22 protein-coding genes and 1 pseudogene are annotated in these 26,723 nt (G+C 63.4%); 20 read left to right on the top strand and 3 right to left on the bottom strand.

The genetic code is table 11. The annotated features are described in order from the left end of the window. Positions 1 to 21 precede the first annotated feature (21 nt). The 6 genes from P9228_RS19270 (at position 22) to P9228_RS19245 (ending at position 7,643) form a co-directional block, all read left to right on the top strand. Positions 22 to 2,463 carry an ATP-binding protein gene (locus P9228_RS19270; protein ID WP_278054924.1) on the top strand — a complete coding sequence of 814 codons (2,442 nt, stop codon included), beginning with the start codon at positions 22 to 24 and terminating at the stop codon, positions 2,461 to 2,463. Positions 2,464 to 2,468: 5 nt separating this feature from the next. Then, positions 2,469 to 2,855, top strand: a complete 387-nt coding sequence (locus tag P9228_RS19265; RefSeq protein ID WP_082980640.1) for a response regulator — start codon at positions 2,469 to 2,471, stop codon at positions 2,853 to 2,855. Between the two features lie 183 nt (positions 2,856 to 3,038). Beyond that, on the top strand, positions 3,039 to 3,431 hold the full coding sequence (locus P9228_RS19260) for a response regulator (protein WP_127215110.1): 393 nt from the start codon (positions 3,039 to 3,041) through the stop codon (positions 3,429 to 3,431). Beyond that, on the top strand, positions 3,431 to 5,179 hold the full coding sequence (locus P9228_RS19255) for a YaiO family outer membrane beta-barrel protein (RefSeq protein ID WP_278054921.1): 1,749 nt from the start codon (positions 3,431 to 3,433) through the stop codon (positions 5,177 to 5,179). Before P9228_RS19260 ends, P9228_RS19255 begins: the two co-directional genes overlap by 1 nt. A gap of 2 nt (positions 5,180 to 5,181) precedes the next feature. After that, positions 5,182 to 6,219, top strand: coding sequence for a HEAT repeat domain-containing protein (locus P9228_RS19250; protein ID WP_278054920.1), 1,038 nt, complete (start codon positions 5,182 to 5,184; stop codon positions 6,217 to 6,219). Next, positions 6,216 to 7,643: a glycosyltransferase family 2 protein gene (locus P9228_RS19245; protein ID WP_278054919.1), complete on the top strand. Its 1,428-nt coding sequence runs from the start codon at positions 6,216 to 6,218 to the stop codon at positions 7,641 to 7,643. Before P9228_RS19250 ends, P9228_RS19245 begins: the two co-directional genes overlap by 4 nt. Before the next feature lie 15 nt (positions 7,644 to 7,658). Here the strand turns inward: P9228_RS19245 and P9228_RS19240 are convergent, their stop codons facing one another. Further along, on the bottom strand, positions 7,659 to 7,934 hold the full coding sequence (locus P9228_RS19240) for an Hpt domain-containing protein (protein WP_278054966.1): 276 nt from the start codon (positions 7,932 to 7,934) through the stop codon (positions 7,659 to 7,661). Positions 7,935 to 8,026: 92 nt separating this feature from the next. On the opposite strand from P9228_RS19240, the gene P9228_RS19235 reads away from it, so the two are divergent. Together P9228_RS19235 and P9228_RS19230 are read left to right on the top strand one after the other, a co-directional pair. Further along, positions 8,027 to 8,758, top strand: a complete 732-nt coding sequence (locus tag P9228_RS19235; protein WP_278054918.1) for a class I SAM-dependent methyltransferase — start codon at positions 8,027 to 8,029, stop codon at positions 8,756 to 8,758. A gap of 156 nt (positions 8,759 to 8,914) precedes the next feature. Beyond that, a complete protein-coding gene (locus tag P9228_RS19230) occupies positions 8,915 to 10,687 on the top strand; it encodes an SLC13 family permease (RefSeq protein ID WP_278054917.1) in 1,773 nt (590 codons plus the stop codon). 51 nt (positions 10,688 to 10,738) lie between these two features. On the opposite strand, the gene P9228_RS19225 is transcribed toward P9228_RS19230, so the two are convergent. Next, positions 10,739 to 11,818: a mechanosensitive ion channel family protein gene (locus tag P9228_RS19225; RefSeq protein ID WP_278054915.1), complete on the bottom strand. Its 1,080-nt coding sequence runs from the start codon at positions 11,816 to 11,818 to the stop codon at positions 10,739 to 10,741. 668 nt (positions 11,819 to 12,486) lie between these two features. Between P9228_RS19225 and P9228_RS19220 the strand changes: the two are divergent. The 6 genes and pseudogenes from P9228_RS19220 to P9228_RS19195 all read left to right on the top strand — a co-directional run bounded on the left by P9228_RS19220 (position 12,487) and on the right by P9228_RS19195 (position 17,331). Then, a pseudogene (locus tag P9228_RS19220) lies at positions 12,487 to 13,262 on the top strand (amino acid ABC transporter ATP-binding protein). Between the two features lie 41 nt (positions 13,263 to 13,303). Next, positions 13,304 to 14,122: a transporter substrate-binding domain-containing protein gene (locus tag P9228_RS19215; RefSeq protein WP_278054965.1), complete on the top strand. Its 819-nt coding sequence runs from the start codon at positions 13,304 to 13,306 to the stop codon at positions 14,120 to 14,122. 54 nt (positions 14,123 to 14,176) lie between these two features. Then, on the top strand, positions 14,177 to 14,890 hold the full coding sequence (locus P9228_RS19210; RefSeq protein ID WP_067329694.1) for an ABC transporter permease subunit: 714 nt from the start codon (positions 14,177 to 14,179) through the stop codon (positions 14,888 to 14,890). 1 nt (position 14,891) lies between these two features. Further along, complete coding sequence (locus P9228_RS19205; protein WP_067329696.1) at positions 14,892 to 15,611, top strand: ABC transporter permease subunit; 720 nt, start codon at positions 14,892 to 14,894, stop codon at positions 15,609 to 15,611. Further along, on the top strand, positions 15,599 to 15,952 hold the full coding sequence (locus tag P9228_RS19200) for a cupin domain-containing protein (protein ID WP_095824814.1): 354 nt from the start codon (positions 15,599 to 15,601) through the stop codon (positions 15,950 to 15,952). The genes P9228_RS19205 and P9228_RS19200 overlap by 13 nt, the downstream gene beginning before the upstream one ends. Positions 15,953 to 15,999: 47 nt before the next feature. Beyond that, the gene (locus tag P9228_RS19195) at positions 16,000 to 17,331 is read left to right on the top strand and encodes an FAD-binding oxidoreductase (RefSeq protein WP_278054911.1); all 1,332 of its coding nucleotides are present in this window, start codon (positions 16,000 to 16,002) and stop codon (positions 17,329 to 17,331) included. A 186-nt stretch (positions 17,332 to 17,517) separates the two neighbouring features. On the opposite strand, the gene P9228_RS19190 is transcribed toward P9228_RS19195, so the two are convergent. Next, positions 17,518 to 18,192 (bottom strand): FCD domain-containing protein, encoded by a 675-nt coding sequence (locus tag P9228_RS19190; protein ID WP_095783156.1) that lies wholly within the window; start codon positions 18,190 to 18,192, stop codon positions 17,518 to 17,520. A 137-nt stretch (positions 18,193 to 18,329) separates the two neighbouring features. Between P9228_RS19190 and P9228_RS19185 the strand changes: the two genes are divergently transcribed. The 6 genes from P9228_RS19185 (at position 18,330) to P9228_RS19160 (ending at position 26,722) form a co-directional block, all read left to right on the top strand. Then, positions 18,330 to 19,826 carry an NAD-dependent succinate-semialdehyde dehydrogenase gene (locus P9228_RS19185; protein WP_278054908.1) on the top strand — a complete coding sequence of 499 codons (1,497 nt, stop codon included), beginning with the start codon at positions 18,330 to 18,332 and terminating at the stop codon, positions 19,824 to 19,826. Positions 19,827 to 20,150: 324 nt separating this feature from the next. Further along, positions 20,151 to 21,206: a LacI family DNA-binding transcriptional regulator gene (locus P9228_RS19180; RefSeq protein WP_278054907.1), complete on the top strand. Its 1,056-nt coding sequence runs from the start codon at positions 20,151 to 20,153 to the stop codon at positions 21,204 to 21,206. Positions 21,207 to 21,271: 65 nt separating this feature from the next. Next, the gene (locus P9228_RS19175) at positions 21,272 to 22,519 is read left to right on the top strand and encodes a sugar ABC transporter substrate-binding protein (protein WP_278054905.1); all 1,248 of its coding nucleotides are present in this window, start codon (positions 21,272 to 21,274) and stop codon (positions 22,517 to 22,519) included. Positions 22,520 to 22,916: 397 nt separating this feature from the next. Beyond that, entirely contained in the window at positions 22,917 to 23,840 is a 924-nt protein-coding gene (locus tag P9228_RS19170; RefSeq protein ID WP_067329718.1) for a sugar ABC transporter permease, read from the top strand. Beyond that, on the top strand, positions 23,840 to 24,697 hold the full coding sequence (locus tag P9228_RS19165) for a carbohydrate ABC transporter permease (protein WP_067000383.1): 858 nt from the start codon (positions 23,840 to 23,842) through the stop codon (positions 24,695 to 24,697). The genes P9228_RS19170 and P9228_RS19165 overlap by 1 nt, the downstream gene beginning before the upstream one ends. 27 nt (positions 24,698 to 24,724) lie before the next feature. Beyond that, entirely contained in the window at positions 24,725 to 26,722 is a 1,998-nt protein-coding gene (locus P9228_RS19160; RefSeq protein ID WP_278054903.1) for a glycoside hydrolase family 127 protein, read from the top strand. Position 26,723: the final 1 nt, after the last annotated feature.

Here is a 26,723-nt window from a genome sequence, read left to right as displayed (position 1 = left end):
AAAAACCGAGCCGGAAAAGTCATGACCGAGATCTGGCACTCACTGCTGGCCAATCTTGCCCTGGTCTCCATCCTTATCGTCGCCTGGGACCTTGTGGCGGATTTCACCGGGCGTCTCTCGCGGCGGGCACAGTCGCTGCTTTTGGGCGTGGTCATGTGCGCGGGCGCGGTCATTTCCATGGCGACGGCCTTGTCCGTCTCCGGCTTCATCGTCGACCTGCGTGCCGCGTTTATCGGCGCGGCCGCGTTCTTCGGCGGATGGCCGGCGATGCTCATCGCCGCTGCCGGCTCCATCGCCTATCGTCTTCATCTGGGCGGTCAGGGCGCCGAAGTCGGCGTCATGAGCATCCTGATCACCGCCGTCGTCGGCCTGGCCTGGCACCACATCGTCGCGGTCCGTTCGCGCACCATGTTCGACATACTCGGCCTCGGCCTGTCGGTCGCGCTGGCCGGGCTGATCACGCTTCTTGTCATTCCCTCGCAGGTCGTGACCGGCTTCGTGCAGCAGAGCACGCTGCCGTCGCTCCTGTTCCGCTTCCTGAGCACCTTCATCATTGCCGTGCTGCTCGACCGGCAGCAGCGGCGACGCGATCTGGCCATGTCCAACATGATATTCCGTGCCATGGTTCGCGAGCTGCCGGACAGTCTCAACGTGAAGGATGCTCAGGGGCGCTTCATCGCGGCCAATCCAGCCACCGCCGAACTGGTGCGCGCCGCCTCCGTCGAGGACCTCATCGGAAAGACGGATTTCGATTTCTATCCCAAGGACGTGGCCGAGCGCTTCAGGCAGGATGAAATGGGCGCGCTGGAGGCCGGGCAGACGTTGCGCATCGATCAGCCCGCGCTCCTGCCTGACGGCAGGCAGGGCTGGCTTTACACGCTGAAGGCGCCGTTCCGCGACGAGGCCGGCAAGATCGTCGGCGTCATCACCTACAATCGCGACATCACCGAGCAGAAGCGAAACGCCCAGCTCAAGAACGACTTCATTTCCACGGTCAGCCACGAATTGCGAACGCCGCTGACATCCATCCGCGGCTCGCTTGGCCTGATCGCAGCCGGCGTCGCGGGCGAGCTGCCGCCCAAGGCCGCCAACCTCGTCAACATCGCCCACAACAACAGCGAAAGGCTGGTTCTTCTCATCAACGACATTCTCGACATGGAGAAGATCGAGTCGGGCGTCATCACCTTCAAAATCAAGCAGATGCCCGTGCGTGCGGTGCTGGAGCAGGCCATCGCCGCCAGTTCCAATTACATGGCCGATAGCGGGATCCGCATCGTCCTGGTCGACGATGCCCCGCGCGCCGAAGCCAATATCGACCCCGATCGCCTGCACCAGGTGATGGCGAACCTGCTGTCGAACGCGATCAAGTTCTCCGATCCCGGCGGCACTGTCATGGTGAAGCTCCAGCGTCGCGAGCGCGACATGCTGCGCATCTCCGTTATCGATGAAGGCGCCGGCATCCCGGAAGCATTCCGCAGCCGCATATTCGGCAAGTTCGAGCAGGCCGATGCCTCCAGCACCCGCAAGAAGGGGGGCACCGGACTGGGCCTGAGCATCGTCAAGACCATCGTCGAAAAGCTCGGCGGCGCCATTTCCTTCGAAAGCGAGGAAGGCAAGGGGACCTCGTTTCACGTCGATCTTGCCGAAGCGCAGAGAAGTGTCGAGAAGCCGGTTTTGGTCGAGCGCCGGTCGCGAAAGCGCGATGGCCGCCTGCGCGTCCTCATCTGCGAGGACGAGCCCGACATCGCTGCGGTGATCGCCGCACTTCTCGAGGCCGACGGCTTCTCCAGCGATGTCGCCCCCGATATCGGTACCGCAAAAGCGCTCCTGAACACCCGCGACTATGTGGCGCTGACGCTCGACATCAAGCTGGCCGGAGAATCCGGCATCAAGCTCTTCCACGACATCAGGCTCTCACCGGTGAATTCCGAGATTTCGGTCATCGTCATCTCCGCCATCGCCGACGAAGCCAGGCGCTCGCTGAACGGAACCGCCATCGGCATCGTCGACTGGCTGGAGAAGCCGGTGGATTCGGCGCGCCTTCACGCCGCTCTCGCCAAGATCCTCGCCAGCAAGGTCGAGCGGAGGCCGAGGATCCTCCACGTCGAGGACGACGAGGGCGTCCTTGCCGTGATGTCAGCTGGCTTGGGTCCAGGCGTCTTGATCGCTTCCGCCAAAACGCTGCAGGAGGCGCGGAAGGCGGTCGCAAAGCATCGCTTCGACCTGGTCATCCTGGACATACTGCTTCCCGACGGATCGGGACTGGATCTGCTCATCGATCTGCCGCTGGAAACCCAAGTCATCGTGTTCTCGGCGGCCGAGTTGGATCAGAACCTCGGTGACCGGGTGCAGGCGATGATGACCAAGACCAAGGCGTCGGAGATCGATGTCGCCAGGCTGGTCAGGAGCATGTTGGTCTCATCGCTCGATAGCGCCAGACCCGCCTCCAGTGCCAAGGAGTGATGATTATGCCGGCAAGGATCCTCTATGTGGACGACGAGGACGACATCCGCGAAATCGCCCAGATGTCGCTGGAACTTGAGCCGGAATTCGAGGTGCGGTCCAGCGCCTCGGGCATCGCAGCGCTGACCGATGCCGCCGATTGGCGCCCTGACCTCATCCTGCTCGACGTGATGATGCCGGACATGGACGGGCCGGAAACACTGAGGCGCCTGGCCGATTCGCCGCTGACCGCCGCGATTCCGGTGGCGTTCATCACGGCGCGCACCCAGACGCATGAGGTGGAGCGTTATCTCGCCATGGGAGCCGTGGGAGTGATCGCCAAGCCGTTCGACCCGCTGGCGCTTGCGGGCGAGGTGAGAAGGCTGCTTTCGGGGCGTTCCGGCCCGGTTTAGCCGGCGAGAAAGCCGCGCAAAAGATGCCGGTCGGCAAAGTCGGTTTTGCGTTTGCCGCTCCTATACCATGGCCCAATATTCATCTAGTGATTGTGTCGAAATGCGGCCGCCGCGAATCGGCTTTATCTAAGATCGCGCGGCGTCATCACTCCGGGGGGCGACGGAACCGGAGCAGGACTGGTGGTGGATGGAGCGAAGGCAAGAGTTCTGATTTGCGATGATGATCCCTTGTTGCTCGAGCTGATCGAATTCAGGCTAAGGGCGAAGGGATACGAGGTCATCAAAGCGGTGGACGGCGCCGAGGCGCTGGCGAAGGCGGAGCAGGACGGCCCCGACATCATCGTGCTCGACGCGATGATGCCCAAGGCCGACGGCATCGAGGTGCTGGCGCGCATCAAGGGCGACCCGGTGCTGTCGAAGACTCCGGTGGTGATGCTGACCGCCCGCAAGGCCGAGAAGGACATCGTTTCGGCGCTTGAGAAGGGCGCCGACGATTATCTGGTGAAGCCGTTCATTCCCGAGGAGCTACTGGCCCGGCTGGCGCGTCTCATCGCCCGCAAGGGCGGGAAGCGCTGATGCGGCGCGGCCGGCACTCAGCCTTTGCCGCATGCCTGATCCTGGCGATCGCCGCCGCTCCCGGCGCGGCGCTGGCGCAGACTGTCGACGAGCTCTACGCATCCGGCGTCAAGGCCAGGCAGGCGCAGCATTTCGACGATGCCGCCGATCTTTTCCGGCGCGCGCTGGCGTTGAAAGCTGACAATGCCGACGCTCTTGTGCAGCTTGGCTTCGCCGAGCTCGGCCGCAACGATCTGCCGGCGGCGCGCGACGCCTTTTCCAGGGCGCTTTCCCTTGCCCCGGCCTATCGCGATGCGAGCTTCGGCATGGCCCAGGTCGAATTCCGCTCCGGCAATCTGGATGCGGCGCTGCCGCTCGCCGAGAAGGTCGCTGAGGCAGAGCCCGGCAATGCCGACGCGGCAGCGCTTCTAGAGAACATCCGCAAGGCCAAGCAGGCCAGCCAGGCGAAGCCGGTTCCGGCTGCCGCGGCGCCGGCGAAGAAGCCGCCCCACCGGCGGCCCGATCCCGTCGCCATCCAGTTGGAGCAGGGCAGGCGGTTGCGGGCGGCGGGAAAGCTGCCCGAGGCCGAGACCGCCTATCGCCGCGCGCTCAAGCTGTCGCCCAGGAACACCGACACCCTGGTCGCGCTCGGCCTCGTTGTCGGCTCCACCCAGCGCTTCGACGAGGCCGGGCGGTTCTTCGACCGGGCGCTTGCGATCAGGCCCGGCCTTCTCGACGCGCGGTTGGGCAAGGTGCGCCTGGCGATCTGGCAGGGCGACGCGCCGCGCGCCCGCGCCCTGGTCGGTGATGTGCTGGCCTCGGCGCCGGACAATGTCGAGGCGCTCAGCCTTGATGCGAGAATCGCCTTGCTCGAGGCCGACTACCAGCGGGCCGGGCAATCGTTGCAGCGCGCGCTGGCGCTCGATCCGCGCAATGCCGAGGCGCTGGTCGGGCTCGGCGATGTGCGCCGTGCCGAGGGCGACGACGAGGCCGCGCGGCAGGCCTACGGCCAGGCGCTCGCCATCGAGCCGGCTTCGGCCGATATCGAGCAAAGGCTGGCCGCGCCGCCGCCGCGCAAATGGCGGCTCGACCTCGGCAGCGAGGTGAGCGATCTCACCGACGGGCTTGGCGACTGGACCGACAGTTCGGCCGGCCTTTCCTATCCGCTATCGCCCCAAACGACGATCTCCGGCCGCACGCGGCTCGCCACCCGCTTCGGCAACACCGACGTCCAGATCGAGGGCCGCGTCGACCAGGCCTTCTCGCCGGCCTTCTCCGCCTATGCGCTGGCCGCGGCGACGCCGGATGCCGACTTTCTGGCGCGCTATTCGCTGGGCGCCGGCGCTTCGTGGCAGGTCGTGGCGCCGGCGAAGGTCTTCGGCCCGCTGTCGCTCAATGTCGACGCCCGCTACGACAATTTCGCCGACGCCGACGTCACCAGCATCCAGCCCTGGCTGCAGGGCTATCTCCTTGACGGCCGTCTGGGGCTTTCCGCCCGCTGGGTGCATGCCGAGGACGATATCGGGACGCGCGCGGACGGCTATGTGCTTCGCGCCGACCTCGCGGTGACACCGCATGTCAATCTCTTCGGCGGCTATGCCGACGCCCCCGAAATCTCCGACGGCACGCTGGTGCCGACACGCACCGTCTTTGGCGGCTTCTCCGTCGACGTCAGCGATCCGCTGACGCTGCGCGCCAGCATCGCGCATGAACAACGCCCGACATTCGACCGAAGCATATTCGGGCTCGGGCTGACCGCGCGGTTCTGACCATGTGGTACGTGTGGAATCTCTCCATACTGCTCAGCGCGCTCTCCCTGGTGATCATGCTGTTTTTGATCGTGCGCCGTTTGTTGCGAGAGCGCCGGGACGCCGCCAGAGCCGGACAGCGGCGCCAGCTTCTGACGGCGCTGATCGCCTTCACCGAAGACCGCGACCGCCAGACGCTGAAAACGGCCATTCTTTCGGTGCCGCCGGGCGTGGCGATCGAGGCCGGCTTCGAGTTCGTTTCGCTGCTGCGCGGCGAGGAGCGTGATGACGTCCTTGTCGCCTTCAACGAATGCGGCCTGCCGGCCCTCGTCGGCAGGCAGCTGGAACGGGGCAATGTGGCCGAACGCATCCACGCGGCCGAGATGCTGGCGGCGCTGGGGTCGCAGAATGCGACGGCAAGCCTGCTTTCGGCGCTGGACCAGGACCGCTCGCGCGAAGTCAGGATCGCCGCCGCCATCGCGCTCTGCGATCTCGGCAGCCTGCCCCTGCTCGGCGTCGCGCTGGACAAGATCGGCGTGGCGGGACAGCGCTCGCGACGCCTGATCGAACTGTTCAGGCGCTTTCCGCGCACGCGCTTCAACGAGCTTGCGATCCATGCATCGCGCGTCGACGCCGTGCCCTTCATCAGGGCGGCCGCGATCGACGCGCTCGCCCGCGCCGGCGGCTTCGGCTTTGCCGCCTTCTTCGCCGGCTTGACCGGCGATGCCTCACCCGAGGTTGTCGCCGCGGCTCTGCGCGCGCTGGGCCTCACCGGACACGCCGATGCACCGGCGATCCTGACGAGCGCGATGGCAAACGACGACTGGGACGTGCGCGCCGCCGCCGCCGAGTCCGCGCGACGCCTCGGCCTTCCCGAACTTGCCCCGCCGCTGTCCAGGCTGCTGGACGACGAGGTCTGGAGCGTGCGCTATGCCGCCGCCAAAGCGCTGCGCTCCTTCGGCCAGCCGGGCGAGCGGCTGCTGCGCCAGATTGCCGACAGCGAGGTCTCGCGCAGCCAGCGCACCGCCTCGCTCATTCTTGCCGAGGGGCCGGCCGCATGATTGCCGATTGGAGCGACGAGATCGTCCTTGCCGCCACCATCCTGTCCTGGTTCATCATCGCGGCGGGGCTGGCGCAGACGACAATCTATCTGCTGCAGCTCGTCCTCGCCGGCTATGCGCTGTCCAAGCGCCCGCCGGTGGCGCGCTCGGCGCTGCTCTGGCAGCGCTACGGCGAGGTCGCGCCGCCAATCGCGCTTCTGGTGCCGGCCTATAACGAGGAAGTGAATGTGGTGGAGAGCGTCCATTCGATGCTGGCGCTCGAATATCCGAATTTCGAGGTCATCGTCGTCAATGACGGCTCGAAGGACCAGACCTTGCAACGCCTGATCGAGGGCTTCAAGCTGGTGAAGTTCCATCGTCCCTGCGAGGACGCGCTGGCGCACAAGCCGATCCGCGGGCTCTATTCCTCGCCGATGACCGAGCGGCTGTTCGTGGTCGACAAGGAGAATGGCGGCAAGGCGGACGCGCAGAATGCCGGCATCAATGTCTGCCGCGCGCCGCTCTTCTGTGTGATCGACGGCGATTCCATCCTCGAGCCCGACGCGCTGATGCGCGCCGCCCAGCCCTTCATCGACGATCCCGAGCGCACCATCGCCGTCGGAGGCACGATCCGCATCGCCAACGGCTCGAAGATCGAGGCCGGCAGGGTGCGCGAGGTCCATTTGCCGAGCCGCCTGCTGCCGCTCTTCCAGGTCGTCGAATATCTGCGCGCCTTCCTGATGGCCAGGCTTGCCTGGAGCAGCGTCAACACGCTGATGCTGGTTTCCGGCGCCTTCGGCATGTTCCGCCGTGCCGAAGTGGTGGCGGTGGGCGGCTTCACCAAGGGCTCGATGGGCGAGGACCTCGACCTTGTGATCAAGCTGCACCGCCACATGCGCGACAAGAAGCGCAAATACCGCGTTCAGTTCATTCCCGAGCCGGTGTGCTGGACCGAGGCGCCGGAAACGCTGAGCGTTCTGGCGAGGCAGCGCACGCGCTGGCAGCGCGGAGCGCTCGAATGCTTCTTCCGCTACCGCGCCATGTTCTTGAACCCGCGCTATGGCCGCGTCGGCTTCCTCGGCTTCGGCCACATCTTCATCGTCGATGTGATGGGGCCGGTGGCGGAGGTGCTGGGCTATATCCTGATCCCGGCCTTCTGGCTGCTCGGCATCCTGTCGGCCGAATATCTCCTGGCCTTCACCTCGCTGATCTTCACCTATGGCGTCTGTGTCAGCGTCTGCTCGCTCATCCTGGAAGAGGCCGAGCTGCAGCGCTTTCCGCGCGCCAGGGATCTCGCCGTGCTGACGGCGGCCGCCGTGGTCGAGAATTTCGGCTACCGCCAGCTCAACAATTTCTGGCGCGTGAAGGGCTGGTGGCAATTCTTGCGCGGCAACCAGGGCTGGGGCGAGATGACCAGGACCGGCCTCGGCGCCGCCAAGAAGTGAGCCCGGCGGGTGCCGTCAGGCCAGCGTCCGCTCGATCTCCCGGATTAAGGCATCGAGCGCCGCGCGGACATCGCCGCCTTCCGCCTGCTCGATGAGCAGCGTTTCCAGCTCTGAGGCCCGCACGCTGATCTCCGCAAAGCCGAAAGTGCCGGCCGCGCCGGCGAGCGAATGCGCGAGCTTGGTCACGTCGGAGCCGGGCAGCGCCTCGCGCGCCGCCTGCAGCTCCGCGAGCTGACCGGCGCAGCGGGTGAGGAAACGTTCGCGAAGAGGGGCGAAGGGATCGGTTGAGATGGAGATTCTCCCGAGAATGAGGAGATATTGAAACAGAAAGCGGGGCGAAGCGGAATGGCGAATGGGGCTTATCGCTCATCTGTCGCGCTTGCTTGGCTGCGTCGCCGGCCCCGCCGGTTACGCTGCGTTTAGCGCCGCCGTATAAGGAAAGGGGGAATCCGGAGGGCAGCACGCTGATGTTGGACAATTACGAGGTGGACCGATTTGGCGTGATCCATCAAATCGATTTCACGCCGATCAAATACGACAAGCAATATATCTCCTATTACGAGGACCTGAGCGACCGGACGATCAAGCTCGGATATCAGCGGCTTGGCTGGGTGCTGGGATTGACCGGCGCGATCCCCCGCTCGGTGCTGGAAATTGGATACGGCACCGGCACATTCATCGAAGCCGCGAAGATAACCGGGGTCGCCGATTGCGCCGGCTACGATATCGCCGAGTTCCCGCTGCCCGCGGGGGTCCGCTTTGTCGGTTGGGACGAGGCGCTGGCCAGTTCGTGGGATCTGGTCGCCATGTTCGACGTGCTCGAACACATCCCGGATCTGGGTTTCCTCGGCCGCCTGCAGACCCGGCACCTCGCCGTCGCCGTCCCTTATTGCCGCTGGCGCGAGCTCGGCGCCGACGGCGACGCCTGGTTCCGAACCTGGCGTATGCGTCTCCCCAACGAGCATTTGCACCACTTCGACCGCGACTCGCTGGTGGCGTTGCTCGCCCACAGCGGCTTCGAATGCGTGACGCTGAACTGCTTCGAGGACGGCATCAGGCTGCGGCCCGGCGAAGCCGGCCCGAACATTCTGTCCGGCTTCTTCAGCAAGCGATAGGCGAGGTTCCATCCGCGCGCGAGGTCAGAGCCGGGCGAGGGGCCGCTCCCATGCGCGATGGCCTTCAGCTCCGCCAGCAGCCCAAGACCGTCGGGCCAAAGCAACAAAGGAGCAGTCTGGGCGTTCTGATCAGCCGCTTGCGGAGCAGCCGAAGACATGACCATGCCGCAAATCCTGTCGTTTGCCGTCACCTTCGTGATGATGGCAGCGTTCGTATGGGGTCGCTATCGCTATGATCTCGTCGCTGCCGCGGCGCTGCTGCTCGCCCTCGCCGTTGGGATTGTGCCGTTCGACAAAGCCTTCAGCGGGTTTAGCGACGATATCGTGATCATTGTCGGCAGTGCTCTGCTGGTGAGCGCAGGCATAGCGCGATCGGGCATCATGGAACTCGCCATCGCGCGCTTTGCTCCCAAATTGTCGGGAGTTCGCTCGCAACTGGCGCTGCTGGTGATCGTGGTGACGTGCCTGTCTGCCTTCGTCAAGAATATCGGCGCGCTGGCGATCATGATCCCGATCGCCTTTCAGTTCGCCCGCCGGTCCGGCACCTCGCCATCGATATTTCTGATGCCCATGGCGTTCGGGTCATTGCTCGGCGGTCTCATGACGCAGGTGGGCACTTCCCCGAATATCGTTGTCTCCCGCGTGCGAGAGCAGCTGACCGGAACGGCGTTCACAATGTTCGACTTCGCGCCCGTCGGAGCGGCTGTCGCCGCCGCCGGAATGATCTTCCTGCTGTCCTTCTATTGGCTGTTGCCAGCGCGCGAAAAGCTCGGCGGGGCGCTGAATGAAGCCCTCGACATCAAGGACTACCTCACCGAGGCGCGCGTTGTCGGCGATTCCACCGTGCTTGGGAAAACCGTCGCCGACGTCATGAAGCTTGCCGGCGGCGATGCCGTCGTGACCTCGATCCTGCGCAATCGGACGATGCGGATGACGCCGCTGCCCGATGCTGTCCTGAAGGTGAACGACATCCTGTTGCTCGAAGGCGACCCGGCGGCGCTCGATCGCCTTGTCTCGCAAGGCAAGCTCAGCGTCACGGGCGATCGGGTGAATGAAGAGGTCACCACCAGCGAGATGGTCGCTATCGAGGCCGTCATTGGCGAAAGCTCGCCCTTGATCGGCTGGACGGCTCAGCGACTTGCCCTCTACGATCGCTTCAACGTCAACCTCCTGGCTGTCAGCCGTCGCGGCCAGCGCCTCGACCGCAGGCTCGCCAAGGTCGAGCTAAGGCTCGGCGACGTCGTCGTGTTGCAGGGCAATGCAACCACAATGCCCGAGACACTGCGCGGACTCGGCTGCCTGCCGCTGGCGGAAAGGCCTATCCTTCTTGGCAGCGTGCGCAAGGGTATCGTGCCCGTGGTAATCCTCGCCCTTGCCATGCTCACGACTGCCGTGGGTCTGCTCCCTGTTCCCGTCGCTTTCTTTGCGGCCGCGGTCGGGATCGTGCTGTTCAAGGTCATCCCGCTCCGCGACGTCTACCAGTCGCTGGATGGCCCAATCCTGGTGATGCTCGCCGTTCTCATCCCGGTGAGCGATTCGCTGCGCACTACGGGGGCGACCGCGCTGGTCGCCGCGGAGCTTGCCAGGTTCGGGACCGTTCTTCCGGCGCCCGGCGCCCTGACGCTGATCCTCGTTGCCGCCATGGCCGTGACGCCATTCCTCAACAATGCCGCGACCGTGCTAGTCATGGCGCCCGTCGCGTCGGAATTCGCCGCCGATCTGGGCTACAGGCCGGAAGCCTTTCTGATGGCTGTCGCCATTGGCGCCGGCTGCGACTTCCTCACGCCGATCGGGCACCAATGCAACACGCTTGTCATGGGGCCGGGAGGCTATCGTTTCAGCGACTATCCGCGTCTGGGGCTGCCGCTGTCGTTCCTTGTCGTCATTGTTGCCGTGCCGATGCTGGCGATCGTCTGGCCAATGAACTGACAAGCCATAGAGGGACGCGAACGACCTCGCTCTACCAAGCTGCCGGGATGTTCACCGCAAATTGCTCTTTGGAAACAGCACGCGATCGGGTTCTGCATTCATTCGCGCCAGCATTTCCTTGATCAAGCGTGTCTTGGTGCGGCCCGCTTCCTTCGGCGGCACGAGGTAGCGCACGATGGCTTCGAGCCAGGTATTTTCACTGACGCGAAAATGAACCACCGGATGCTCCTTCACTTGCAGCTCGTCCACCGGCGTTTTCGACAGGATGTCCTTATAGACCTTCACCTTCTGGCTCATGATGTCGCCGATCTGCTCGTCGACGACCTCCCGCATGGTTTTCGCCACGAATTCCAGATCGCTGTCGTAGGCGAGCTGGAACTTGATTTCGTTCCAGACATAAGGAAACAGCGGCCAGGAATAGTTGAAGACCGGCGTGTCGAACACGGTGGAGTTCGGGAACTTGATGACGCGTCCGCTCGGATGATCGGTCCAAAGATGTTCGCCGCCGAATTCCCACAACGTCGTGTCGAGATAGCTGACGTCGATGACATCGCCATGGGCATCGCCGATGCGAATCCGGTCGCCGACGCGATAAGGCGCCCTGGCCAGTATATAGATCCAGGCGATGAAACTGGAGATCGGCATCTGCAGCGCAAAGCCGAGCGTCAGCGAAATCAGGCCGAGCGAAACGACGGCGGCGTACCAGTTCACGAACAGAACCGAGATGGCCACGAAGACGACGGCGACCACGACGACCAACCGGAAAATTCGCTTCAGGTTGAAACGCGAAACGCGATTGGGAATTCGGCCGATGAGAAAGACTTCGACGATGTTCGCTATCGTCAGCATGACGAAAATGAGAAGGCCGCCCCAGACATAATTCAGCACGCGAGCGCGCAAAGGCGCCTCAAACCATTCCAAGTGCCAATTGATGAGAAGTTGGACGGCAAAGAGCAGCAAGGCAGCGGCAGCGAAGCCAGCCGTCAACCAGAGGTCTTCCTTGCGGAAGCTGAAGCGGAACTTTTCCGCGGGCTTTTTCGCCTGCTGCTGGATCGTTTTCGGATCGGCAGTCCGCTGCGCGGCCCGTTCCAGCCGGGAAAGGTTCTCCTGTTCCTTGTCGCGCCGTTCCATGGATTCGCCATCCGATGTCGCATCAACATCGAGCAGCGGCTAATCGTTCCGCAACGGCGGCGTTGGAATGAGGCGTTTGCCGGCGCGTGGGATCTCGTCGCTATGTGGACGTGCTCGAACCGGATCGGGTTCCCCGACCGCTGCCGACCCGTCACCTGGCCGCCGCCGTCCCTTATTGCCGCTGGCGCGGGCTCGGCGCCGGCGGCGACGCGTGGGCGGCCCGGCGGAGCGGGCCCGAACATTCTGCTTAGGAAGCGATAGGCGAGTCTATGTTCGCCTGAGGCCGGGCGAGGGGCGGCTTATCTGCGATGGTCTTTATTCCGCGAATTGGATCCGACGTGCCAAATGTAAGCTGTTCCTGCAGATTTTTCTCGCAACCAATTTGATCTATCTTGACACCGGTTGCGATACCAATGTCATATTGGTCCTAAGAATCCCGAGATTGGTTTCAAATAGTTGCTAGAGGCAGCGAGCCGATGAACGTGACTGACAGCAAGGGATATCGAACCGTTTCGAGGAGGAGCGCCATAGACGGCGCCGTCACCGACGAAAGTGGGAGCGATGGTCACAGTCGCCTAACACTTAACGAACTCGCGCAGACGATGGACAGCCGGGGCCAGCCCCATGTTGAGAAGGTGCGATCTGAATGGAACCGAAGACGCCATGACATGGCCCCGGTTCTAAAGGTCCATGAACTCAGTAAGAATTTCGGCGCGGTCAGGATCCTTAACGACGTCACTTTCCAGATGGCGGAAGGGGAGGTCATATCCCTTATCGGCGCGTCTGGCTCGGGAAAGAGCACGTTGTTGCGCTGCATAAATTTTCTGGAGACGCCGACCTCAGGGAGGATCGAGGTGATGGGCGACGCAATCTCCATCACCACCAATCGACCGGGCAAGAGCGAAATCACCAACCGCGCGAAGATCCGGCTCTTTCGCCAGCGGACTGGCATGGTGTTCCAGAACTTCAATCTCTGGCCGCACCGGACCGTGATCGGCAACGTGACAGAGGCGCTCGTCTACGTGCTCGGGAAAGGAAGGCGGGAGGCCGAGGATATGGCGCTTTCGGCGCTTTCCAAGGTGGGGATGGCCGAATTCCGCAACCGCTATCCCAGTCAGCTTTCAGGCGGTCAACAACAGCGCGTGGCGATCGCACGGGTGCTGGCGATGCGACCAAAGATCATGCTTTTTGACGAGCCCACATCCGCGCTCGATCCGGAACTCGTGGGCGAGGTGCTGAAGGTGATCCGCACGCTGGCCGAAGAGGGGCGACCATCCTTCTCGTCACCCATGAAATGCGGTTTGCGCGCGACGTGTCGAGCCGAATGATATTCCTGCGCAAAGGTATCCTTGAGCAGGACGATGCGCCGGAAGAGTTGTTTCGCAACCCTGCCTCGGAGGCGGTGAAACGGTTTCTCTCCAGCGTCATGCCAGCCGCCGCGTGATCGCGGTTTTCTTCAGCAGAACAAGAAAAGGGGTAACACTCATGCTTTCAGTTCAAACGTTTCGTTCGATTTTCGTATCCGGTTTCATGCTCGCCGCCGCAGCCGGTGCCGCGCGCGCCGAGGAAGGCGTCCTACGCGTCGGCACGGAAGGGGACGCGCCGCTGTTCAGCATGGCCGACGCCAACGGAAACGTCACCGGCTTCGACGCCGACGTTGCCAACGGTATCTGCGCCGAACTCAAGATGAAGTGCAAATTCGTGGTGCAGGCTTTCAGTTCGCTGGTTCCCTCCATGGATAGCGACCGCTTCGACGTGATCATTTCCGGCCTTGGCATCACTGCCGAGCGCCAGAAGAAGATCGACTACTCCATCCCGTACGCCACCACGCCGCTCTATTTCGTGGTCCCCAAAGATTCCGCTCTTGCCGGGCTCAAGAGTCTCGAGGAGATCGAAAAGGCGCTCGCGGGAAAGAGTGTCGGCGTCGTGACAGGCACGACCTATGCCAAATTCATCGGCAAGCGGGCGACCAGCGCCGATCTCAAGACTTATGATGCCACCACTCAGCAGACCGCTGATCTTGCGGCTGGCCGCCTGGATGCCGCTTTCGGCGACTCCCCGACCTGGATGGATTTCCTCGCTACGCCGGACGGCGCCAACTTCACGAAGATCGATGTGAAGATTACGGCGATGAGCGATCCTGAAACCCTCGGCCACGGCATGGGTGTCGGCATGCGCAAGGGGAATGCCGAACTCAAGGCTAAGGTAGATGCCGCGCTCTGCAACATGATCGATGGAGGTAAGATCAAGGAGTCTTCCCTCAAGTGGTTCAAGGACGACTACACCATTCCGTGCAAGAAGTGATCCTCTCGCAACAACTGGCCGTCGCAGCCCGCGGCGGCCCGACGGGTGTCATCCATGTTTGAAACTATCTGGTTGCTGGTTGTGGAGCAGGGCTGGGGACTCGCTTTGCTGCGCGGCGCCTTCGTGACGATCTGCATCGGGCTGGTCGGCATGATGATCGGGTTGATCGCAGCCGTCCCGTTTGCCATAGCGCGCTGGCAGCGGGTCCCGGTGCTGTCCCAGATGATCGATGTCTACAGCATCGTCGTCCGCGGCGTGCCGGGTCTTCTTGTGATCTATCTCCTGTTCTTTGGCTCTGTCGACTGGGTGCAGAAGATAGCCGTTGCCTTCGGCTACCGAGACATGGCTGAAAGTGCCTACCCGTCCATTATCGGCATCCTCGCCATCGCGACCATTTCCTGCGCCTATTCGATCGAGGTGATGCGAGGCGCTTTGGAAGCCGTTCCCAACGGTCTTCTTGAAGCCGCGAAATCTTTGGCGTTGCCTCGATCGGTCGCCTTTTTCAGAATCACGTTGCCGCTCGCGTTGAGACTTGCTCTCGGCGGGATCAACAATGTCTGGCAGATGACGATCAAGGATACTTCACTCGTTTCCATCGTCGGCATGCAGGAACTCATGCGTATGGCGGCTATCGCGGCGGGCATCACGCGCTCGCCACTTCTCTTTTACTGCATCGCTGCCTCGCTGTTCTTCGCCATGACAGCAGTCAGCCAGACCCTGTTCGGCCTGGCTGAGCGCCATATCAATCGCGGCTTCAGCGGAGGTTAGAATGGATTTCACCATTATTGCCTATGCGATTCCGTTCCTTCTCACCGGCGCAAAGACAACGCTTCTGATCTCGGTGTTCGGCGTGGGCTTAGGACTGCCATTCGGCATCCTGGTGGCGCTCGCGCGCACTTCGCGCAATCGCTTGGTTTGCACGGCGGCCGACGCCTATTGCGCCGTCTTTCGCGGCACGCCCATGCTGGTGCAGATATTCGTGATCTACTACGGATTAGGGCAGGTCGGGTTCTTTCGCTCCAACCCGGTGATTTGGTGGCTGATCGGCGACGGCCTGCACGCAGCCATTCTCGCGGTCCTGTTGAACACCGGTGCCTACACAGCCGAAATCTTTCGAACCGCGTTTTTATCCCTGCCGCGCGGGCTGATCGAGGCGGCGGAAGCCTGCGGCATGTCGCCTTGGATTATCTTGCGCCGGATCAAGTTCCCGCTGGCTTTGCGACAAGCGCTGCCATCCTACAGCAGTGAGGTTGCCATCATCGTCAAAGAATCCAGCCTCGCTTCGACCATCGCTGTGCTCGAAATCACCGGTTGGGCCAAACGCCTGATGAGCGAAACCTTCGCCATTATGGACATTTTCATCATCACCTCCGTCTTCTACCTCACCCTCAATGTCGTCGGACTGACTGCCTTGAAGCTTTTGGAGCGGCAACTTTGGTTCGAACGGCGTTCAACGCGCAGAAAGGCCACATCCCTATGTCCAAGTTGACGTTCATCGACCAGAATGTTCTTCCGCGCCCACGCGAAGGGCAGCCTCTGCCCGACCGCCTTGTGGAGGGCGATCCACGTTTTCTGAGCTGGGATATCGCCCAGACCGCAGACGGCGCCGTGAAGACAGGGGTCTGGGAGGTCACGCCTGGCGCCTATCGTTCGATTAAGGGCGAGACGTTCGAGTTCTGCTACATCCTTTCGGGTGTCTCCGAACTCACTGAGGATGGCTGCCCGCCGCGCCGCATCGCGGCTGGCGACGCCTTCGTCATGCATCCGGGATTCACCGGCGTATGGCGTGCCATCGAAACCACGCGCAAACTCTGGGTCTCACGCGATTGACCGGTTTGCGCTTGCCCGCCGATCCGACCAAAAGCTGGTATGTTCCCATGACCGCCGATTCCGCTGGCCCCTTCAAATCCACGCCCTATTGGTGGGAGGATTGCACCTTCTCTCCCCTCCCAGTCCGCCGGGTCGCCTCCAAATGCGACGTGGCGATCGTTGGGGGAGGCTATGCAGGACTTTCGGCGGCCATCGAGCTTGCTCGTGCCGGTCGCAGTGTTCAGCTTTTCGATCGCCAGTCGCTGGGGCAGGCGGCTTCCAGTCGTAATGGCGGCATGGCGAGCGGGAGCATTCGACCCGGGCGCAAGGAATTGATCAGAAGATTCGGCGAGGCCCGCGCCACCGAGATCCTGATGGAGGGAAAGGCCGCACGGGAAGACCTGTGGGCCTTTCTGAAGGAGGAGAAGGTGGAGTGTGACTTCCATCTCTCCGGCCTGTTCGTCGGCGCGATCAACGCTGATGAATGCGACGAACTCAGCCGCTCCGCCGATCTACTGCGGCGCTTTCTGGGCATCGAGGCTCATCCCGTTGGCCGGTTGGACGTGCCGACCTATATCGGGACGGATTTCTACACGAGTGGATTCGTGCGGATGGATACCGGTGGCCTGCATCCGGCCAAGCTGCTTGCGGGTATTATACGGGTGGCAATGGCAACCGGAGCGGTAATCCATGAGAACACAGCCGTTACGGGAACCATCGCCGAGGCCGGCGGGGTCCGTGTGAGAACGTCGCGCGGTGACGTTCTCGCCAGGAAGGTGCTGATCTGCACGGATGCCTATACCGACGGCTTCGATCCTTGGCTGCGACGCCGTATTGTGCCGGTGCGCAGCCGCATCATCGCTACCGAGCCATTGGCAGAAGGCGTCATGGACCGGTTGATGCCGAAGCGCATGATGTATGGCGATATGCGCCAGCTTAGCTATTACTATCGCCCTTCGGCGGACGGATCGCGCATCCTCTTCGGCGGCAGGGACGGCACCACGGCGGGTGACGCGCTGGCGCCGACCACCCATTTGCGCAGCGAACTTGGCCGAATTTTCCCCGAACTGAGGGGCGTCGGCCTGACGCATAGTTGGTTTGGCCAGGTCGCCATGCATCGCGACATGGTGCCTCGGATTTTCACCTCGGGTGATACGGTTTACGCCACCGGCTTCTGCGGCTCCGGAGTGGTCTGGGCCCGCTGGCTGGGCAAGAAGGCCGCCTTCAAGATCCTCGGCGAAACCGAAAAGGCGCAGTCCGCCTTCGATTTCGACCCCGCTCCGAAGGCGGTGCCGTTTTACCGCGGCAAGCCATGGTTCATCCCGCTTGTCTATTCCCTTTACGAATGGCGGGATAAGCGTGCGATGCGCCGTCGCCAGCCCGAAGCAAAGAGGCGATGACGTTGCTCTTCCTTGGGGACGGGCCCGCCGGGTACAGGAACCTCATCTTGTCTGGATGGCGCGCACCGCGTCCGTCGTGAAAACAGTGTCAGATGCCCCGCCTTGAATAGAACGACAGGCGATTAGCGTTCGAACGCGCCATTCCGCTCGGTTCGGCAATCTCAAAATTTTGGCGATGAGGCCTACTCACCCCATTGTCTCCGATCCGAGTATGTTGGCTCTCGCGGTCAAGATATGGCTATGCATTCTTTGTTCGGCCTGCCCACCATCGCGGTCAGTGATCGCCTGTAAGATCGCGCGATGATGAGCCGTATACTCCTGCATACGCTCTTTCGTCAGAGACAGCTCTTTCATGCGCCCCCAAAGACGCCCCGCCCGAAGCGAGTGAATACCTTCGTAGAGCGAGGCCAGCAATCCATTCCGGGCCGCGACCACTACCAGTTGATGGAACGCGGCGTCCCAACGCTCGAACTCCGCCAGCGTCGCGGCGGTACTGCCATGCTGGATGACCTTGTGCATCTCTTCAGTTTCATAGGGGGTCGCCCGCAACGCCGCGAGCGCCGCCACCTTCGGCTCGATGATTAATCGTGCTTCGAAGACCTCAGCGGGATAGGTCCACAGTTCCTTCCGGGAGGCGTCGTGTGCGCGATACGGAGCGCTGGCAGTTGCCCCTCGCTCGGCGACGAAAGTGCCACGCCCGACATGGCGAAGCAGGCGCCCCTCTTGCTCCATCTCGGCCAGCATGCGCCGGAGGGCCGTGCGGGGTAAACCTAGCTTGAGCGCCAGATCGCGCTCGGGTGGCAGCCGGTCGCCTGGCTGCAGTCCGGCCGCCTCGATGAAATCCCTCAAAACGACGGTCATGCGGCCACTCCACTAAGAAACGGGCGGATTTCTCCGCAACCAATTTGATCTATATTGACACCGGTTGCAATACCAATTTCATATTGGTTCCAGCGATCGACCGACTGGTTGCGCATGTTTTCTAAAGCCGCGAGAGGATGGGTGTGAGTCAGACAGCAAGGGATATCGAACCTTTTTGCGTGGATGCTGCGGCTATCATTGCAAGCGCTCCTGTGGATCTGCTGGTGGGCGGCAAATGGACAAGTGCAACCGGCGGCAATCGGTTTGATGTCGCCGATCCATCCAACGGGCGCACGATCGCATCTGTCGCAGACGGCGCAGTCGCCGACGCAATCCGGGCGATCGATGCTGCGGAGGCTTCTGCGACGATGTGGAGGCAAACACCCTCACGCCGGCGATCGGACATCCTGATGCGCTGCCACCAGCTCATGCGCGATCGTGCCGAATGGCTGGCGCAACTGATATCTCTGGAGAACGGCAAGGCCCTCCCGGACGCTCGCGCGGAGGTAACGTATGCCGCGGAGTTCTTCCGATGGTACGCCGAGGAGGGGGTGCGTACTCTCGGCGACATCGGCCACGCGCCGGGCGGTGCAAACCGAATCCTGGTTCAATACCAGCCGATTGGCATCGCCGTTCTCGTCACGCCCTGGAATTTCCCTGCGGCCATGGCGACCCGCAAAATCGCCCCGGCGCTCGCGGCGGGTTGCACGTGCGTACTGAAGCCGGCGGCTGAGACTCCACTGACCGCGTTGGCGATCGGTGCGATCCTCATGGAAGCCGGTTTGCCCGAAGGTGCCCTCAACATCGTGACGACCACGGCCGCGGGGCCTGTGGTGAGCGCGATGCTGCACGACAATCGGGTGCGCAAACTGTCATTCACGGGTTCGACCGCCGTTGGGCGCATCCTGTTGCGTGAGGCCGCCAACCGGGTCATCAGCTGTTCCATGGAACTCGGCGGCAACGCTCCTTTCATCGTGTTCGATGATGCGGATCTGGACGATGCCGTGGCCGGCGCCATGGTCGCCAAGATGCGCAACGGCGGAGAAGCCTGCACTGCGGCGAATCGCTTCTATGTGCAGCGCGGCATTTACGACGCTTTTGTCCGCCGGCTTACCCAGGAAATGTCGTCGCTTTCAGTGGGGCCGGGTCTTCAAGCGACGACCCAGCTCGGGCCCCTTATTACCGCGACGGCCGTGGAGAAGGTTGATCGCTTGCTGAAGGATGCCGTTGCCCGTGGGGCGCGTATCGAAACGGGCGGCAAACCGCGGCCTGGCGAGGGCTTCTTCTATCCTCCGACAGTCCTAGCTGACGTTTCCCCCGATTCCGACATCGCGAAGGAAGAGATCTTTGGGCCGGTCGCAGCGGTCACGCCGTTCGATACGGAAGACGAGGCTGTCCGGCTGGCGAACGACACGGAGTATGGCCTCATATCCTACGTCTACAGTAGTGATCTCAGACGCGCCCTGAGGGTCGCCGAACGCATCGAAAGTGGAATGGTCGGCGTCAATCGTGGCCTAGTTTCGGACCCGGCAGCGCCGTTCGGGGGGATGAAGCAAAGCGGGCTCGGCCGCGAGGGAGGGCATCACGGCCTGCTTGAATATCTCCAACCAAAATACATCGCGACCAACTGGTAAAACCGCAAAATCGCTTCTCCGCCGAGTTGCGCCACATATCGGTCGTGCAGGTTACGCTAGCTACTTCTGGGAAACCGACAAGCCTGCTTGCGGGCCCATCCGGTCCTTCGAGACTGGAACTTAAGATGTCCTCGCGCACGTCAACCATTAGGCGAAAAGCCGCGTCGCAGTTCCTGACCCCTTGCCAACCCCTCCCGCTTCCCCTAATCTCCCTTTTGAGAAAACCTTTTCCCAAATCGCCTCCCGGCTGCTGACCTCACCCGTCATCTTCGCGCAGGACGATAAGGGAAAACCTTTTCCCAACTTAGGGATGCGCCTCGAACTATGTCTTCCGACGCAGAGCCAGCGCCAGTTTCCGCCAAGCCGCCGGTGACGCTGCGCGAGGTGGCGGCTGCGGCCGGCGTCAGCGTGGCGACGGCGTCGAAGGCGCTGAACGGGCAGGGGCGGATGACCGCCGAGACGCGCGAGCGCATTCGTGAGGTGGCGCAGCGTCTCGGCTTCCGGCCGAACCACCTGGCGCAGAGCCTGCTGCGCAAGCGCTCCTTCACCGTCGGCCTGCTTACCAACGATACCTATGGCCGCTTCTCGCTGCCGCTGATGGCCGGCGTTTCGGATGCGCTGGTCGACAATGGCGTCTCGGTGTTCCTGTGCAATGTCGAGGACGACACGCGGCTCGGCCAGTTGCATGTCGAGGCCATGCTCGACAAGCGCGTCGACGGCATCATCGCCACGGGAAAGCGCATCGACCGCCATCTGCCGATCGATCTCTCCAATTTGCGTATTCCGGTCGTCTATGCCTTCACTCAGCCGGATGCCGGCGCGGTCGGCCTGGTCTCCGACGATGCCGGCGGCGCGCGGCTGGCGGTCGAGCATTTTTTGCGGCTCGGGCGCCGCCGCATCGCCCATGTCACCGGACCGGCGGGCTTCGCGGTGGTGCACGCGCGGGCCGAGGCTTACCGGGAAGTGCTCGAGGCGCATGGCCTGCCGGTCGGCGAGCCGCTGCTCGGCGCCTGGTCGGAAGGCTGGGGCCATGATGCGGTGGCGAAACTGTTCGGCAACGGCGGGGGCAGGGAAGGCTGGCCGGATGCCGTCTTTTGCGGCAACGACCAGATCGCCCGCGGCGTCATCGACGCGTTGCGCGAGCGCGGCATCCGCGTGCCCGACGATGTCGGCGTCATCGGCTTCGACAATTGGGAGATCGTGGCCGAGGCGACGCGCCCGCCGCTGACCTCGGTCGACATGAACCTTTCAGCGCTCGGCCGCGAGGCCGGGCTTGCTCTGCTTTCGCTCGTGGGCGGCCAGCCGGCCGCGCCGGGCATCAGGAAACTGCCGTGCCGGCTGGTGGTGCGTCAGTCATGCGGCCGTCTGCCGGGCGGCTGAGGCATCGAACGAAACGGCCGTCGCGCAACGGCCAAATTGGGAGGAGAACCATGAGGAGGAATACCGTGACAACCATGTTTGCCGAGCTGGCCTTGGCCGCGGCCGTGATCGGCAGCGGCCTGCAGGCGGCGTCCGCCGAGACCGCCAACATCTGGGTGCGCGCCGACGGCTCGAATTTCATGCCGCGCATCGTCGAGGCCTTCAACAAGGCGCATAAGGACCAGATCAAGCTCGACATCATCCCGAACGCCGAGATCATCCCGAAATATGGCGCCGCCGCCGCCGGCGGCACCGCGCCCGATGCGCTGTCGCTCGACCTGATCTACACCCCGTCCTTCGCCGCCGCCGGCCAGCTGGAAGACATCACCGACTGGGCGAAATCCTTGCCCTATTTTTCCAGCCTCTCGCCGGCGCATGTGAAGACCGGCACCTATAAGGGCCGCATCTACGGCCTGCCGTTCTCGGCCGATTCTTCGGTGCTGATCTGGAACAAGAAGCTGTTCAAGCAGGCCGGGCTCGATCCCGAAAAGGGGCCGAAGACCTGGGCCGAGATCGAGGCCGACGCCGAGAAGGTCAACGCGCTCGGCGGCGACATCAAGGGCTTCTACTTCTCCGGCAATTGCGGCGGCTGCAACATCTTCACCTTCACGCCGCTGGTCTGGGCGTCGGGCGGCGACATCCTCTCCGAGGACGGCTCGAAGGCGACGCTCGACAGCCCGCAGCTGCGCGGCGCGATCGACCTCTACCGCTCGATGGTCAAGAAAGGGCTGGTGCCCGAGGGCGCGCAGACCGACACCGGCGCCAACTTCTTCGCGGCCTTTGCCGGCGGCAAGATCGGCCTCTCGCCGTCCGGCGCCTTCGCCATCGGCGCGCTCAACACCCAGTATCCCGACATCGACTACGGCATCACCTTCCTGCCGGGCAAGGATGGCGGCTGGTCGTCCTTCGCCGGCGGCGACAATTTCGTCGTCACCAAGGGCACCAAGAAGATCGCCGTGGTGAAGGAGTTTTTGGACTTCGCCTACTCGCTCGAGGGCCAGACCATCCTCGCCAAATATGGTAGCCTTCCGGTGCGCGGCGACATCGCCAAGGAGGCGCTGAAGGACCTCGATCCGCGCTACCAGGTGGCGGCCGAGGCGATGGCCAAGGGCAAGACGCCCTATTCGGTGGTGTTCAACGACCTGATCAACTCAGCCAACGGGCCGTGGACGCAGATGGTCAACGAGGTCTTCTTCGGCGACGATGTCGACGGCGCGATTTCGAACGCGCAGGAGACCATGCAGTCGATCATCGACCAGGCGCCGCAGAAGTAAAGCGCGGCCCTAAACCTCCCCCTCGAGGGGAGGGCGGACCGCAGGTCCGGGTGGGGGTCGCCCGCGAAGTACGCCGACGCTATCTCCCGTAGGCGCACTTCATAGAGGACCTCACCCCCGGCCTTCGGCCGGACCCTCCCCTCAAGGGGGAGGGGGACGCCGCGCTAAATGGCAGGATTATCGCGTTGAGAAAGCTCACTCATCATCATCGCCAAGTTGAGGCGCCGCGAGGTTCGCTCCCTCTTCTCCTCTTGTGGGAGAAGGTGGATCGGCGCGCAGCGCCGAGACGGATGAGGGGTGTTCCAGGGAACACCAGCATCTCACTCCGCTGGAACACCCCGCATCCGTCGCCTTCGGCGACACCTTCTCCCACAAGGGGAGAAGGGGGAGCTCAGCCATGACCACCCTCACTGCAACCTCCGCGCCCGCCCGCGCCAGACGCATCGGCGTCAGCCGCCGGCAATGGGTGGGCCTGCTCTATGTCCTGCCGGCCGTCGCCTTCGTCACCGTCTTCTTCGTCATCCCGCTCGGCATGACGGCGTGGATGTCGCTGCACAACTGGCCGCTGATGGGCGAGCACGCTTTCATCGGCCTCGACAATTACTTTGCCATCCTGCGCGACACGCGCTTCTGGAACGCGCTCAAATTCACCTTCTACTACACGCTGATCGTCACCATCGCGATCTTCGCCGTCGCCTTCCCGCTGGCGATCTTCATCGAGCGGCCGCGCCCGCTCACCAATCTCTACCGCACAGCCTTCTTCATGCCGGCGGTGGTGGGCTTTGCTTCCGCAAGCCTGCTGTGGTCGTGGCTGCTGAACGTCGATTCCGGCCTGTTCAGCCCGGCCGCTTACGACCTCGGCCTGACCGAGAGGAAGGTCAATCTTCTCGCCACCTTCCAGCCGGCCTTCTGGTCGATCATCGCCATGGTGGTCTGGAAAGTGGCCGGCTTCACCATGATCATCCTGATGACCGGCCTGCAGTCGATCCCGCAGGACCTGCAGGAGGCCGCCGTCATCGATGGGGCAGGGCCGTTCGCCCGCTTCAGGGCGATCACCCTGCCGCTGATGCGCCGCACCTTGGCGCTGGCGCTGATCCTGTCGGTCGCGGGCTCGATCCTCGCCTTCGACCAGTTCTACATCATCCTGCGCGGCGGCCCGCGCAACCAGACGCTGACGGCGGTCTACTGGATCTTCAACCAGTCCTTCGTCTCGTTCAAGCTCGGCTACGGCGCGGCACTTTCCATGGTGCTGCTGGTCATCCTGGTGGCGCTCAGCCTCATCCAGCTCTGGCTGCTGCGCAAGCCCGAGGGGCTCGACTGATGGCCGAGGCGATGTCGCAGCACCGCAAGGCGGCCTTCAGCCTGGCCAGGCATTCCACCGGCATCATCGCCTCGGTGCTGTTTTTGGCGCCGATCGTGTGGACGGTGCTCTCCACCTTCAAGCCCGCGCAGGAAGCGCGCCAGCCGCCGCTGCCGCCCTGGCCGACCACCGGCTTCTCGGTCGAGAACTATCAGACGCTGAACACCTTCGGCGACGGGCTTTGGGCCTCGGCGCAGAACAGCATCTATGTCTCGGTGATGACGGTGTTGCTCTCGGTGCTGGTCAGCGTGCTCGCCGGCTACGGCTTCTCGCGTTTCCGCTTCCCGTTCCGGGACTTCTTCTTCATCCTCATCCTGTCGACGATCATGATCCCGTTCCAGTCGATCCTGACGCCGATCTTCCTGGTGCTGACGAAACTCGGTCTGCACAACACGCTGACCGGCCTGGTCTGCGTCTATGTCACGCTGCAGCTTCCCTTCTCGATCTTCATGATGCGCAACGCCTTCGACGCCGTGCCGCGCGAGATCGAGGAGGCGGCGCGCATGGATGGCGCCAACAATGTCACCATGCTGGTCAAGGTGATGCTGCCGCTGGTCTGGCCGGGCGTCGTCACCATCGCGCTTTTCGCCTTCCTCGGCGCCTGGAACGAGTTCCTGGCCGCGCTGGTGCTGATGACCGACCAGTCGAAATTCACCCTGCCGGTGATGATGACCGCGCTCCAGTCCGGCCGCTTCGGCGCCATCGATTGGGGCGCGGTGCAGGCGGGCGTCACGGTGATGATGGTGCCCTGCCTGATCTTGTTCCTCGCGCTGCAGCGCTTCTACATCCGCGGCCTGATGGCCGGGGCCGTCAAATGATTTCCCGCATTCGAATGGAGTGACGTTATGAACGCAGCACAATCCGCCACCGCAGCTCAGGCAGCCGCGACCGCGAAGCCGAAGCTTGCCTTCCGGCCGCTGCCCGTGCCGCAGGTCGAGGTCCGCGGCTTCTGGGGCGACCGTGTCGACGCGGTCGCCGCCAAGACCGCCGGCATCCTCTACGACCGCTGCGTCGAGGCGCGCATGCTGGAGCAGATCGATCACGACCGGCCGTCGCCCGGCGTCGTCATTCCGTTCCATTCGCCGTCGCCGGACGAGGCCGACGCGCAGGGCGCCGAGTTCACCGGCTCGACGGTGACGACCCAGATGTTCTGGGATTCCGACTGGGGCAAGACCATCGAGACGGCCGCCTACTCGCTCTACCGGCGCCGCAATCCGGAGCTGGAGAAGAAGATCGACGCGGTCATCGACATGTACGGCAAGCTGCAGCAGGAGGACGGTTATCTCTCCAGCTGGTACCAGCGCATCCAGCCGGGTCTCCGCTGGACCAACCTGCGCGACTGCCACGAGCTCTACTGCGCCGGCCATCTGATCGAGGGCGCCGTCGCCTACTTTCAGGCGACGGGCAAGCGCAAGCTGCTCGACATCATGAGCCGCTACGCCGACCACATCGCCTCGATGTTCGGCCCGGAGCCCGGCAAGAAAAAGGGCTATTGCGGCCATGAGGAGATCGAGCTGGCGCTGGTGAAGCTCGCGCGGGCGACGGGCGAGAAGAAGTACATGGATCTGGCGAAGTACTTCATCGACCAGCGCGGCCAGCAGCCGCATTATTTCGACGAGGAGGCGCGCGCCCGCGGCGCCGACCCGAAGGCCTATCATTTCAAGACCTACGAATACAATCAGTCGCACAAGCCGGTGCGCGAGCAGGACAAGGTCGTCGGCCACGCTGTGCGGGCGATGTACCTCTTCTCCGGCATGGCCGACATTGCCACCGAATATGGCGACGACAGCTTGCGCGCGGCGCTCGACAGGCTGTGGGACGATCTGACCACCAAGAGCCTCTATGTCACCGGCGGCCTCGGGCCGTCGGCTCACAATGAGGGTTTCACCAGCGACTACGACCTGCCCAACGAAACCGCCTATGCCGAGACCTGCGCCTCGGTCGGCCTGGTGTTCTGGGCGAGCCGGATGCTCGGCATGGGGCCGAACCGCCGCTATGCCGACATGATGGAGCGGGCGCTCTACAACGGCTCGATCTCGGGCCTGTCGCTCGACGGCTCGCTGTTCTTCTACGAGAACCCGCTGGAAAGCCGCGGCGGCCACCACCGCTGGAAATGGCACCGCTGCCCCTGCTGCCCGCCTAATATCGGCCGCATGGTGGCCTCCATCGGCAGCTATTTCTACGGCCTCGCCGACGATGCGCTGGCCGTGCATCTCTATGGCGACTCCACCGCACGCTTCGAGATCGCCGGCCGGCCGGTCAGCCTGGTCCAGACCAGCAATTATCCCTGGGACGGCGCGGTCTCGATCGAGTTCGAGGCACAGACCCCGGTCGAATTCACGCTTTACCTGCGCGTGCCCGCCTGGTGCCGCAACGCGGCGCTGAAGCTGAACGGCAACATGCTAGATCTCGATGCGGTCACGGTCGACGGCTATGCCGCGATCCGCCGCGAATGGCAAAAGGGCGACCGCGTCGAGCTCGACCTCGAAATGTCGATGGCGCGCCTCTTCGCCAATCCGGAAGTGCGGCAGGACATCGGCCGCGTCGCGCTGTCGCGCGGCCCGCTGCTCTACTGCGTCGAGGAAACCGACAATGGCGGTGGCCTGCACCGCATTGCGCTGCCGCGCACGGCCAGGCTGGAGGCGCACAAAGAGCCGAACCTGCTCGGCGGTATCGTCACGCTTTCGGCGATCGGCAGCCGGGCCGAGGCGAAGACCTGGGGCGGCGATCTCTACCGCCCCGAGCCGCCGGAAACCGAAGAGACGACGCTCAAGGCAATTCCTTACTTCGCCTGGGACAACCGCGATCCCGGCGAGATGCTGGTCTGGCTCAGGGAAGGGTAGG

The sequence above is a fragment of the Mesorhizobium sp. WSM4898 genome (assembly GCF_029625845.1).
Taxonomy (GTDB): Bacteria; Pseudomonadota; Alphaproteobacteria; order Rhizobiales; family Rhizobiaceae; genus Mesorhizobium.
Note: the sequence above shows the minus strand (reverse complement) of the source record. Positions and strands in the feature narration are given on the sequence as shown.

Bases quoted from the DNA above. Each gene is read 5' to 3' on its own strand.
- P9228_RS19270 (WP_278054924.1), top strand. From the start codon at position 22: ATGACCGAGATCTGGCACTCACTGCTGGCCAATCTTGCCCTGGTCTCC.
- P9228_RS19265 (WP_082980640.1), top strand. From the start codon at position 2,469: ATGCCGGCAAGGATCCTCTATGTGGACGACGAGGACGACATCCGCGAA.
- P9228_RS19255 (WP_278054921.1), top strand. From the start codon at position 3,431: ATGCGGCGCGGCCGGCACTCAGCCTTTGCCGCATGCCTGATCCTGGCG.
- P9228_RS19250 (WP_278054920.1), top strand. From the start codon at position 5,182: ATGTGGTACGTGTGGAATCTCTCCATACTGCTCAGCGCGCTCTCCCTG.
- P9228_RS19245 (WP_278054919.1), top strand. From the start codon at position 6,216: ATGATTGCCGATTGGAGCGACGAGATCGTCCTTGCCGCCACCATCCTG.
- P9228_RS19230 (WP_278054917.1), top strand. From the start codon at position 8,915: ATGACCATGCCGCAAATCCTGTCGTTTGCCGTCACCTTCGTGATGATG.
- P9228_RS19225 (WP_278054915.1), bottom strand. From the start codon at position 11,818: ATGGAACGGCGCGACAAGGAACAGGAGAACCTTTCCCGGCTGGAACGG.
- P9228_RS19215 (WP_278054965.1), top strand. From the start codon at position 13,304: ATGCTTTCAGTTCAAACGTTTCGTTCGATTTTCGTATCCGGTTTCATG.
- P9228_RS19210 (WP_067329694.1), top strand. From the start codon at position 14,177: ATGTTTGAAACTATCTGGTTGCTGGTTGTGGAGCAGGGCTGGGGACTC.
- P9228_RS19205 (WP_067329696.1), top strand. From the start codon at position 14,892: ATGGATTTCACCATTATTGCCTATGCGATTCCGTTCCTTCTCACCGGC.
- P9228_RS19200 (WP_095824814.1), top strand. From the start codon at position 15,599: ATGTCCAAGTTGACGTTCATCGACCAGAATGTTCTTCCGCGCCCACGC.
- P9228_RS19195 (WP_278054911.1), top strand. From the start codon at position 16,000: ATGACCGCCGATTCCGCTGGCCCCTTCAAATCCACGCCCTATTGGTGG.
- P9228_RS19190 (WP_095783156.1), bottom strand. From the start codon at position 18,192: ATGACCGTCGTTTTGAGGGATTTCATCGAGGCGGCCGGACTGCAGCCA.
- P9228_RS19185 (WP_278054908.1), top strand. From the start codon at position 18,330: ATGGGTGTGAGTCAGACAGCAAGGGATATCGAACCTTTTTGCGTGGAT.
- P9228_RS19180 (WP_278054907.1), top strand. From the start codon at position 20,151: ATGTCTTCCGACGCAGAGCCAGCGCCAGTTTCCGCCAAGCCGCCGGTG.
- P9228_RS19170 (WP_067329718.1), top strand. From the start codon at position 22,917: ATGACCACCCTCACTGCAACCTCCGCGCCCGCCCGCGCCAGACGCATC.
- P9228_RS19165 (WP_067000383.1), top strand. From the start codon at position 23,840: ATGGCCGAGGCGATGTCGCAGCACCGCAAGGCGGCCTTCAGCCTGGCC.
- P9228_RS19160 (WP_278054903.1), top strand. From the start codon at position 24,725: ATGAACGCAGCACAATCCGCCACCGCAGCTCAGGCAGCCGCGACCGCG.